Source organism: Tenacibaculum soleae (assembly GCF_001693415.1).
Taxonomy (GTDB): Bacteria; Bacteroidota; Bacteroidia; order Flavobacteriales; family Flavobacteriaceae; genus Polaribacter; species Polaribacter soleae.
Genome location: NZ_MAKX01000002.1, coordinates 465,553 through 476,552 on the forward strand (window position 1 = coordinate 465,553; position 11,000 = coordinate 476,552).

Below are 11,000 nucleotides of genomic sequence, written 5' to 3' on the forward strand. Positions count from 1 at the left end.
TTATTTACCCTTTACGGCTAAAATCATTTTTAATTTATTTTTATTGGCAATATCAATAATCTTCATTACGTTTTTATAAGGTGCATTTTGATCCCCTCTAATAACTATTGTTTTCTTTTTATCTACCCCTACTTTTGCAAGTATTTCCGCTTCTAGATTGTTTGTATTCACTTTTGTTTTATCAATATAAAAAGAAGCATCCTCTGTCACAGTAACTGCAATCGCCTTACTATTTTCTGTTTTACCTCCTGCTTTTGGCAATAAAACATCAATGGCACTTACGGTAACTAATGTTGATGTTAACATAAAAAAGATCAACAATAAAAAAACAATATCGGTCATTGACGACATGTTAAAGCTTGGATCAACTTTATTCCTTCCTTTTAAATTCATAATATTTCCTCAAAAAAATTAAAAGCTACTAAACGTTTATACTGGCTCATTTAATAAATCTAAAAACTCAACCGATTTCGCTTCCATTTGATACACCACTTTATCGGTACGCACTACTAGATGATTATAAGCTATATAAGCAACAATACCTACTATTAAACCTGCAACTGTAGTGGTCATTGCAGTATACAATCCGTCAGATAATAGTTTTATATCTATTTGCCCTCCTGAATTTGCAATTTCATGAATAGCAACAATCATACCGATTACCGTACCTAAAAAACCAATCATAGGAGCAGCTCCTGCTATTGTTGCAACGACAGATACATTTCTTTCTAATTGATACACCTCTAATTTCCCTGCATTCTCAATAGCTTTGTTAATATCATCTAAAGGTTTTCCTATTCTAGAAATCCCTTTACCAATTAATCTTGCCGTAGGTGTATTTGTATTTTCGCATAATGCTTTTGCGCTTTCTATTTTTCCACCAATAACATGATCTCTAATTTGATTCATGAAGTTCTTATCTACTTTTGATGCTTCTTTAATTGCAAAAAAACGTTCAAAATAAATATACAAGGCTACAGCTAACAAAACAAATAATAACCCGATAATCATTTGTCCTCCTAAACCTCCATCTTTAATTAATTGAATGATAGATAATGTTTTTTCTTCGGATATTGTTTCTTCTAAATTTTCTTGAATAAATAATAACATTAAATTACTTTTAAGTTTTAACTATTAACGGACTATTCTTTTATTAATTGTTTAAAAAAATCCTGAATCATTCAATCCAGGATTTTTTTAAAACTACTTTATATTATAGTTTAAGATAATAATAGTTTTACCATTACATATCCTAAGCCTCCTAATACGATTGTATAAGGTAATGCCATTTTAACCATTTTTCCGTAAGAAAGATTAATTAATGGTGCTAGTGACGATGTTAATAAAAATAAAAATGCTGCTTGCCCGTTTGGTGTAGCTACACTTGGTAAGTTAGTACCTGTGTTAATTGCTATTGCTAATTTTTCAAAATGCGCTCTATCAATTATCCCACTTTTAAAGGCACTTTCAACTTCTCCAATATATACTGTTGCTACAAAAACATTATCGCTTATTGCTGATAAAAATCCATTTGCAACATAAAAAAGTCCTGGTTGCGAAGCTGGATCTTGTGCTAAAGCCCACTGTATAATAGGGCTAAATAAGTGTTGATCATGAATCATTGCTACTATTACAAAAAACACAACTAACAAACCTGTAAACGGTAATGCTTCTTCAAATGCATGGCCTAATTGATGCTCGTCTATTATTCCCATAAAAGCAGTTTGCACAATAATCAAAGCTAACCCAATAAACCCTACTGGTGCTATATGCAATGCCAAACCTGCGATTAATAATATTGCTGATACACCTTGAATTATTAAACCATATTTTTCTTTATCTGTTCGTTTTTCGTCCTCTTCAATTGTATAGTTTTCAATAATTTTAGCAGCCACCTTTGGTAACTTAGCTCCAAAACCAAACCAACCTGTTGTTTCTAACACAACTGTAGTTAACAAACCTGCAAACAAAACAGGAATAGTTATTGGAGCCATTTTTAGAAAAAATTGAATAAAATCCCATCCTACTCTTTCTCCTATCAAAAGGTTTTGTGGCTCTCCAACTAAAGTACATACACCACCTAAGGCTGTACCTACAACACCGTGCATTATTAAACTTCTTAAAAAGCTTCTAAATTCTTCTAGTGTTTCTCCACTTAATTCTTTTCTATCTAAAACTCCATCCCCATCATAATCTGCAGAGCTTGAATGAATTTTATGATAAACTCCATAAAAACCTACCGCTACACTAATTAAAACAGCTGTTACAGTAAGAGCATCTAAAAAAGCCGATAAAACAGCTGATAAAAAAACAAATAATAGTGATAAAATTACTTTTGATTTTATTTTAGTAAATACTTTACTAAAAATATACATCAGCAAAGGTTTCATAAAATAAATACCCGCTACCATAAATACTAAAAGCAATACAACTTCTAAGTTCTGATCTACTTCATGGTATGCATTTTTAGGTGTCGTTAACCCTAAAGCTATTGCTTCAATTGCTAACAATCCTCCAGATTGAAGAGGATAGCACTTTAATGCCATTGCTAGTGTAAAAATAAACTCTGCTATAAAAATCCATGCTGTTATTGTTTTCCCCAAAACAAACAAGGAAATTATATTAAAAATCAAAAAACAAATCATGGTCATTTTAAACCACTTAGGACTATTACCTAAAAAATATTTAAACATCGTATTTAATTTATAAGTTTTATATCAATTCTTTTAATGCGATTTCAAAGGCAGTTGAACAAATTTTTGTTTTCGACGCACTTTTTGTAAATGTTCTTTGTAATGCTTTTTTAATAATATTTGAGGTATCATCAAAAATAGCTTTATCTTCCATTGGTAAGGCTACCTTGGCTTCCATTAAGTAAGCAAAAACTCTTGCAATACCACAATTAGAAATAAAGTCTGGCAATAAACTTAAATGCTTATCCGTATATTCCATAATTGGACCAAAGAAAATTTCTTTATCTGCAAAAGGAACGTTTGCTCCTGGAGAAATCACTTCTAAACCAGTATCAATCATTTGTTGTACTTGTTCTTGAGAAACCAATCTTGAAGCTGCTGCTGGCACAAAAATCTCCGCTGGTAAACTCCAAATTTTAGCGTTAATTTCATCAAAAGGGATCATTTTATCGGCAACTAATTTATTACCATCTTTAGCTAAAAACAAAGCTTTCATTTCTTCCATAGAAAATCCGTTTTCATTTATAACTCCTCCTTCTCTATCTATAATACCAACAACTTTTGCTCCTAATTGCGTTAAATAATAAGCTGCTGCTGAACCTACGTTACCAAATCCTTGAACAATGGCTCTTTTACCCTCAACATTACCTCCGTAAATACTATAATAATGTTTTACAGCTTCGGCAACTCCGTAACCTGTTAACATATCTGCAACGGTATATTTTTTAGATAAATCTGGCGAAAATTGCTCGTCTTCAATCACTTTAATTACTCCTTGACGTAATTGCCCAATTCTGTTAATCTTATCAGCTTCGGTTGGTTTAAAGTGTCCGTTAAAAATACCTTCTTGCGGGTGCCAAACTCCACAGCTTTCTGTAATCGGAATTACATCTTTATCTGCATCTACATTTAAATCTCCTCCAGTACCATAATAATGTTTTAACAATGGTGTTACCGCTTTATACCAACGCTCTAAAACACCTCTTTTTCTTGGGTCATTAGGATCAAAATTAATTCCCGATTTTGCACCACCAATTGCGGGTCCAGAAACAGTAAACTTTACCTCCATTGTTTTTGCTAAAGATAAAACTTCATTTTTGTTTAATCCTTTACGCATTCTGGTTCCACCTCCAGCAGCACCACCTCTTAAAGAGTTTATTACAGTCCAACCTTCGGCTTCTGTTTCTTGATCTTTCCAATGAAAAACAATTTCTGGTTCTTTGTTTTCGTATATTTTAAGTAATTCTTTCATAATACTTTCTACTAAATTTTCAACTTTTGTTTATTATAATCTTTAAATCTTTTTAAATATGCTCTTCAAAGAAGTAGTTAAAGTTGTCTCATTTTTAAAAGTTTTTTAGTGGTTATATCCCTGATAAAAACAGGCAGTCACAAACTTACCATAAAAAAAATAATACGTCAAATTTTTTGATTTAAAATTACCGTTAATTAAAAATAACTCCCGACGAATGATCTTTTTTTGCACCTGTTACACTTTGTAAACAATTTACCTGATTTTCAACACGTAACAATCCTAAAAAAGCAAAAATTAATGCCTCTTTATAATTGATTAATTCGTTAGGCTGAATTTTAACTTTTCTTTCTGAATAATACGCTATTCTTTCCATCAAAAAAGAGTTAAAAACACCACCACCTGTTATTAAAACAAATTGGTTTTTAAAAATGATTTTCCCAATTTGAATAGCTACATGTTCTATAAAGGTTCTTAAAATTGTTGGAATATCTTCTTCTATTGAATCAATCATCGGAAAAATAATTGCTTGCACCCACTCTAAACCTAATGATTTTGGGGGAAATTTGTCATAAAAATCTAACTCATTAAGTTTTTCTAATAATTTTTTGTTTATTTTTCCTTTTGAAGCTATTTTTCCTTTATCATCATATTCAAGTCCGAGTTTTTGCACATAATGATTCAACACAATGTTTACAGGACAAATATCAAAAGCAATTCTTTTTTCGTTTTCTTTAAAAGACACATTTGCAAAACCACCTAAGTTTACACAAAAATCATAATTAGCAAACAATAATTCATCACCAATAGGAACCAAAGGAGCTCCTTGTCCACCTAGTTTAACATCCTGAGTTCTAAAATCGCACACTACTTTTTGTTTTGTAATTTCAGATAGTATTTTTCCGTTACCTATTTGCAATGTAATTCCATCATCTGGTTGATGTAAAATTGTATGTCCGTGAGAGGCTATAAAATCAATCTTAGTTATTTTATTTTTTTTGATGAATAAATTGATTTCATCACCTAATAATTCTCCATATTTAATATCTAAATCTTTTAGTTCATCCACAGAAAAACCAATAGCACTTTTCAATTTTTCTTTCCATTTATCGGTATAAGAAACAGTTTCAGAAGTTAGTATTTTAAAACTCTCATAATCTTTTTTATCAAACTGAACATACACTAAATCTATTCCATCTAATGAAGTGCCAGACATCAATCCTATTATATAATAAAAATCTTTATTCATAGTCTGTAAAAATAATAAAAGCCTATTGAAAATATGCTACGAAAACGATATCTTTGAGCTCATTTTTTACGAATATAATAATCATATATAATGGATTTTAGTTTAACAGAAGAACATTTAATGATTCGTGATGCAGCGCGTGATTTTGCACAAACCGAATTATTACCAGGAGTAATTGAAAGAGATAATGCACAAACCTTTCCAGATGAATTAGTAAGAAAAATGGGAGAACTTGGTTTTTTAGGTATTATGGTAGATCCTAAATACGGAGGAAGCGGAATGGATGCGATTTCTTATGTATTGATTATGGAAGAATTATCTAAAATTGATGCTTCTGCCTCTGTTATGGTTTCTGTAAACAATTCATTAGTTTGTTATGGTTTAGAAGCTTATGGTACTGAAGAACAGAAACAAAAATATTTAACAAAATTAGCTACTGGAGAGCAGATTGGTGCTTTTTGTTTATCTGAACCAGAAGCAGGATCAGATGCAACATCACAAGCAACAACTGCCGAAGATAAAGGAGATCATTACCTTATTAACGGTACAAAAAACTGGATTACAAATGGTGGTCGTGCTGATGTATATTTAGTAATTGCACAAACCGACCGTAGTAAAAAACACAGAGGAATCAACGCTTTTATTGTTGAAAAAGGAACAGAAGGTTTTCACGTTGGTCCTAAAGAAGATAAATTAGGTATTCGTGGTTCAGATACGCATACTTTACAATTTAACGATGTAAAAGTACCGAAAGAAAACAGAATTGGTGAAGACGGATTTGGTTTTAAATTTGCCATGAAAACATTATCAGGTGGACGTATAGGTATTGCTGCACAAGCATTAGGTATTGCATCTGGAGCTTATGAATTAGCTTTAAAATACTCAAAAGAGCGTAAAGCTTTTGGCACGGAAATTTGTAATCATCAAGCAATTGCTTTTAAATTGGCTGATATGTATACTGAAATTGAAGCGGCAAGAATGTTAGTTATGAAAGCTGCTTGGGACAAAGATCAAGGTAATAGTTTTGATATGTCTGGAGCTATGGCTAAGTTATACGCTTCTAAAGTTGCTATGGAACAAACTGTTGAAGCTGTACAAATTCACGGTGGTAATGGTTTTGTTAAAGAATACCATGTAGAGCGTTTAATGCGTGATGCAAAAATTACTCAAATTTATGAAGGAACTTCTGAAATTCAAAAAATTGTAATTTCAAGAGGTGTTATAAGAGATTAATTTCTTGTCACTATAAACTAAAAGTCCATCATTAATTTGATGGACTTTTTTTTGGGCGTTACCACAAGGGTCGCGTTTATAGTTTATCTTGAGCGAAGTCGAAAGGTACTCGCTTTTTGTTCATACTTCACAAAAGAGCTCAAACAAAACTTCAATCGCTAACACGTGTACTTATTATTCTAAATCTTTAAAATCTATTTTATGTAAATGTAAACCAGAAGCTGGAGCAATATTTTTTATAAATTCAATATCAGAAGTAGGATCTAAACTTAGTTTGATAAAATTCAAATCAAACTCTCCTTTACCTAAATCATGCAGTGCTCCCATAATTAAACGAATCTGATTTCTTAAAAAACCTTCACCTCTAACAACCAACACAAAACTCTCTTTCGGAAAAAAAGATGCTGTCAATTCAGTATTTTTTTCAATTCTACAAAATTGAATTTCTCTTTCAACCTTAGTTTCTTCGGTTGGCTTTGTACAATAGCGTTTATAATTATGAAAACCTTCAAATAATATTGCTCCTTCTTTCATCAAATCAACATCTAATTGCTCTCTGAAACGAGTTAAAAACGGAGCTGCATACGGGTGATTTTTTTCACCATAAGAAAAATAATAACGATATTCTTTTAACTTCGGGTGCTGAATTATATTAAAATCTCTATCAATATTTTCAATCTTTAAAGCTCTCATATCACCAGGAGCATTTGCGTTAAAATCTATCATAAATTCATCAAAATCTACTTTTTCATCAATAAATAATTGAAACGCAAAATGGCTTGCCGAAACTCTAGCATCTGTTCTACCAACTCCTAAACTTTTTAAACGAATACCTTTAAAAATAAACTTTAACGTTTTATCTAAAAATAAATGACCTGTTTTTAAATTTGGTTGTTTTTGCCATCCATGAAAACGGAAACCTAAATATTGAATCGTAACTAAATATGTATACTTGTAATTCATCATTATAATAAACCGAATGATTGTTTTGCTATTTCTAATTCTTCATTAGTAGGAATTACTAATATTTTTACACGCGATGCTTCTTTATGAATTTCTGTTAACTTTTTGGCTCTCATATCATTTTTACTTTCATCTAATTCAATACCAAAAAACTCCATAGCGTTACAAACTAATTTTCTTATGTAAACAGAATTTTCACCTATACCTGCAGTAAAAACAAGCGCATCCAAACCATTCATTGCAGCAATATACGAACCTATGTATTTTTTAATTCGGTATGCATTCATATCTAAAGCTAACTGACAGTCTGCATTTCCCTTTTCAGCTTCACTTTCAATATCACGTAAATCACTATATCCTGTTAAACCTAACATTCCGCTTTCTTTTTGCAACATCGTGTTTACATAATCAGCATCATATCCTAAGTTATTTATCAGGTAAAAAATTAATGAATGATCAATATCTCCCGAACGTGATCCCATAATTAATCCTGTAACAGGACCAAAACCTAAACTATGATCTATACTTTTTCCATTTTCAACAGCGGTAATACTACAACCATTACCTAAATGAACCGTAATTATTTTAGATTTTTCTGTACCTAAATATTCAATTGCTTTTTCTGAAACATATTTATGGCTTGTTCCATGAAATCCGTACAAACGAATTTTATCTTCTGTTAAAAATTTATTCGGAATCGCGTATTTGTATGCTTTAATAGGAATTGATTGATGAAAAGCGGTATCAAAAACTGCTACTTGTTTTGCGTTTGTAAAAATACTTTCGGCAACTTGTATGCCTTCTAAATTTGCTGGATTATGAAGTGGAGCTAAAGAAAATAATTCTTCAATCTTCTTTTTTACTTCATCGGTAACTAAGATCGTTTTTGTAAAGCTGCTACCTCCATGCACTACACGATGTCCTACGATTTGAATTTCATCTGTCGAATTTATAACACCTACTTTTTCATCTAACAATAAAGTAACTACTTTTTCTAAACCTACTTTATGGTTTTTAATTTCAAGGACTTCTTCAATATCATTGTCTGCTGATTTATAATGTACATTTCCTTTTTCTAAACCAATTCTTTCTATCAATCCAGCACAAACAACTTTTTGCTGAGGCATTTCAAACAATTGATATTTTATTGATGAACTTCCCGAATTTATTACTAATACTTTCATATTTATAGATCTTGTGCTTGAATTGCAGTTAAAATTATGGTGTTAAAAATATCATCAACCGTACATCCTCTACTTAAATCGTTTACTGGTTTATTTAAACCCTGTAACATTGGGCCAATCGCCAATGCTCCTGTTTCTCTTTGTACAGCTTTATAAGTATTGTTCCCTGTATTTAAATCTGGAAATATTAACACATTTGCTTGTCCGGCTACTTCTGAGTTTGGTAATTTCTTTTTTCCTACGGATGCATCTACTGCTGCATCATATTGAATTGGTCCTTCTATTTTTAAATCTGGTCGTTTTTCTTTAACAATTTCAGTTGCTCTTCTAACTGTATCAACATCTTCACCTTTTCCTGAAGCTCCTGATGAATACGATAACATTGCTATTTTAGGGTCTATTCCAAAAGCTATACTTGAATCTGCTGATGAAATTGCTATTTCAGCTAATTCTTCGGCCGTCGGATTTGGATTAATAGCACAATCGCCGAAAACAGAAACACGATCTTCTAAACACATAAAGAAAATAGATGAAACTACTGAAAATCCAGGTTTGGTTTTTACAAATTGTAGCGCTGGTTTTATAGTATGCTGTGTGGTATGTGCAGCACCTGAAACCATTCCATCAGCAAGGCCTTTATGTACCATCATTGTTCCGAAGTAAGAAACATCAGCCATTAAATCATCTGCCATAGCAGGACTTAACCCTTTATGTTTTCTTAATTCATATAAGGTCTTAGAAAAATCATCAAAATATTCAGATTCTATCGGATTAATTATTGCCGTTTTATTAAAATCAAAAGAAATATTTAACCTTTTTATTGATGCCTCAATATTTACTCTTTTACCTAAAAGAGTTAATGCTACAACATTTGTTTTTTGAAGCTGTGATGCCGCTATTAAAATTCTATCGTCACTTCCTTCTGGCAATACAATATGCTTTTTAACTTCTTTAGCTTTTTTTAATAAATTATACTGAAACATTCTTGGTGTAAGAATATCAGATCCTTTATAACTTGTTAGTTTTTCGTTTAAAGCCGTAACATCAACATACTTTTCAAAAATATTAATTGACATTTTTATCTTATCAACATTTTCGGCATAAATATGTGATCGCACATTTCCTAACCTAGTCGTCGTTTTAAAAGTACCTTCTTTTACCCATAAAATAGGAACAATTTTTTCAAGTCCATTTATTAATTTAATAATTGATGAATTTAACTCAATCCCTCCTGTTAAAACAATACATGAAATAGCAGGGTAATTTGTTGAAATATTTGCCTGTAAAGTTCCTAATAAAATATCTGAACGATCAGCAGGCGTAACCACAACACTTCCTTCCGTTAAATGATGTAAAAAATGAGACAATTGCATCGCTCCTACTTTAATGTCTCCAGTCGTATTATTTAAAAACTCTTTCCCAAACAATACAACAGCTTTAATTTCATTTAAAAACTCCTTTACCGTAGGATTATTTAATTTTTTATTAATTGGTATCGCATTTATTGAAACTGATTTAGGTAAGTTCTTACCAACTTCATTTAAAATAGTTTCAATATTTTCTTCTTCAATTTTATTCGCTACTACTGAAATTACCTGAACATCCTTATTCACAAACGAATCATATGTTAATCGCAAACTTTGAATAAAATCTTCTAATGTTTTTGAAACACCACCAGAAACAATAATTACTGGTATTCCAAGATTTTTAGCAATCAATACATTTAAATCCATTTCTATAATTGCACCATGATCAGAAAAATCTGTTCCCTCTACAATTACAAAATCATTTTCAGTTTCTAATTTTTTATATTTTTGAATAATTTTATTAAGAACATCATCCTCTTTATCATCATTCAATTTTTGAATTAAATCAGATCTTGTAAAAGCGTAACAATCTTCATAATCATTTTTTAAATTAAAATAATTGAGTATTGTATTTATATGATTGTCTCTTTTACCTTCAACAGTATTATCAATAATTGGTCTAAAATATCCAACTTTAGGCTTTTTTTTAAGCAACAATTGAATCAAACCAATACTTAACATTGATTTTCCAGAATTGGCTTCACTTGCTGCGATATAAATAGCTTTATTCATTTTTTTAATTTTAAGCAAAATTACTTTAAAAAAAATTAATCTTTTATGATAATTGTTAGTATAATCAATCCTTCTACTATTATAAAATAGCATTAGAATAATTAATAGCAGCTATTCACGCTTTCCACACTCGCTTTTTTTGATTTTTTTAGTAAAACCAAAAAAGAGCTCAAACAAATGCTTCAATCGTGGCTAAGGCTATCAATGTATAATTCGTATATCTAAAGCTTATTTGCTTACTTTATACCTCTCCATTTCCTTTTTTTATTCACCTTTTGTCTTTTACCCAATTTCATTTCGATTTAAAGCAAAAAAAACCTCAATCTA

The 11,000-nt window shown here is 30.7% G+C and carries 9 protein-coding genes; 1 reads left to right on the plus strand and 8 read right to left on the minus strand.

The window, feature by feature from the left end; all coding sequences use genetic code 11:
• From BA195_RS09415 to BA195_RS09435, 5 genes are all read right to left on the minus strand, one after another.
• Positions 1 to 393, minus strand: a complete 393-nt coding sequence (locus BA195_RS09415; protein WP_068704765.1) for an ExbD/TolR family protein — start codon at positions 391 to 393, stop codon at positions 1 to 3.
• Positions 394 to 429: 36 nt separating this feature from the next.
• Positions 430 to 1,110 (minus strand): MotA/TolQ/ExbB proton channel family protein, encoded by a 681-nt coding sequence (locus BA195_RS09420; RefSeq protein ID WP_068704767.1) that lies wholly within the window; start codon positions 1,108 to 1,110, stop codon positions 430 to 432.
• A gap of 110 nt (positions 1,111 to 1,220) precedes the next feature.
• Positions 1,221 to 2,693, minus strand: a complete 1,473-nt coding sequence (nhaB, locus tag BA195_RS09425; RefSeq protein ID WP_068704769.1) for a sodium/proton antiporter NhaB — start codon at positions 2,691 to 2,693, stop codon at positions 1,221 to 1,223.
• A gap of 19 nt (positions 2,694 to 2,712) precedes the next feature.
• The gene (locus tag BA195_RS09430; RefSeq protein ID WP_068704771.1) at positions 2,713 to 3,945 is read right to left on the minus strand and encodes a Glu/Leu/Phe/Val dehydrogenase dimerization domain-containing protein; all 1,233 of its coding nucleotides are present in this window, start codon (positions 3,943 to 3,945) and stop codon (positions 2,713 to 2,715) included.
• A 193-nt stretch (positions 3,946 to 4,138) separates the two neighbouring features.
• Positions 4,139 to 5,194 carry an anhydro-N-acetylmuramic acid kinase gene (locus BA195_RS09435; RefSeq protein WP_068704773.1) on the minus strand — a complete coding sequence of 352 codons (1,056 nt, stop codon included), beginning with the start codon at positions 5,192 to 5,194 and terminating at the stop codon, positions 4,139 to 4,141.
• Positions 5,195 to 5,284: 90 nt separating this feature from the next.
• Here BA195_RS09435 and BA195_RS09440 point away from each other — a divergent pair, with 90 nt between their 5' ends.
• The gene (locus BA195_RS09440; protein WP_068704775.1) at positions 5,285 to 6,427 is read left to right on the plus strand and encodes an acyl-CoA dehydrogenase; all 1,143 of its coding nucleotides are present in this window, start codon (positions 5,285 to 5,287) and stop codon (positions 6,425 to 6,427) included.
• A gap of 174 nt (positions 6,428 to 6,601) precedes the next feature.
• Here BA195_RS09440 and BA195_RS09445 read toward each other — a convergent pair whose 3' ends face one another.
• The 3 genes from BA195_RS09445 to pta are packed head-to-tail and all read right to left on the minus strand — an operon-like array spanning position 6,602 to position 10,673.
• Positions 6,602 to 7,393, minus strand: coding sequence for a tRNA pseudouridine synthase A (locus tag BA195_RS09445; protein ID WP_068704777.1), 792 nt, complete (start codon positions 7,391 to 7,393; stop codon positions 6,602 to 6,604).
• A complete protein-coding gene (locus tag BA195_RS09450) occupies positions 7,393 to 8,574 on the minus strand; it encodes an acetate/propionate family kinase (protein ID WP_068704780.1) in 1,182 nt (393 codons plus the stop codon). The genes BA195_RS09445 and BA195_RS09450 overlap by 1 nt, the downstream gene beginning before the upstream one ends.
• A 2-nt stretch (positions 8,575 to 8,576) precedes the next feature.
• Positions 8,577 to 10,673: a phosphate acetyltransferase gene (gene pta / locus BA195_RS09455; RefSeq protein WP_068704782.1), complete on the minus strand. Its 2,097-nt coding sequence runs from the start codon at positions 10,671 to 10,673 to the stop codon at positions 8,577 to 8,579.
• Between the last annotated feature and the right edge of the window lie 327 nt (positions 10,674 to 11,000).

Bases quoted from the DNA above. Each gene is read 5' to 3' on its own strand.
- pta (WP_068704782.1), bottom strand. From the start codon at position 10,673: ATGAATAAAGCTATTTATATCGCAGCAAGTGAAGCCAATTCTGGAAAA.
- BA195_RS09435 (WP_068704773.1), bottom strand. From the start codon at position 5,194: ATGAATAAAGATTTTTATTATATAATAGGATTGATGTCTGGCACTTCA.
- BA195_RS09420 (WP_068704767.1), bottom strand. From the start codon at position 1,110: ATGTTATTATTTATTCAAGAAAATTTAGAAGAAACAATATCCGAAGAA.
- BA195_RS09430 (WP_068704771.1), bottom strand. From the start codon at position 3,945: ATGAAAGAATTACTTAAAATATACGAAAACAAAGAACCAGAAATTGTT.
- BA195_RS09450 (WP_068704780.1), bottom strand. From the start codon at position 8,574: ATGAAAGTATTAGTAATAAATTCGGGAAGTTCATCAATAAAATATCAA.
- BA195_RS09445 (WP_068704777.1), bottom strand. From the start codon at position 7,393: ATGATGAATTACAAGTATACATATTTAGTTACGATTCAATATTTAGGT.
- nhaB (WP_068704769.1), bottom strand. From the start codon at position 2,693: ATGTTTAAATATTTTTTAGGTAATAGTCCTAAGTGGTTTAAAATGACC.
- BA195_RS09440 (WP_068704775.1), top strand. From the start codon at position 5,285: ATGGATTTTAGTTTAACAGAAGAACATTTAATGATTCGTGATGCAGCG.
- BA195_RS09415 (WP_068704765.1), bottom strand. From the start codon at position 393: ATGAATTTAAAAGGAAGGAATAAAGTTGATCCAAGCTTTAACATGTCG.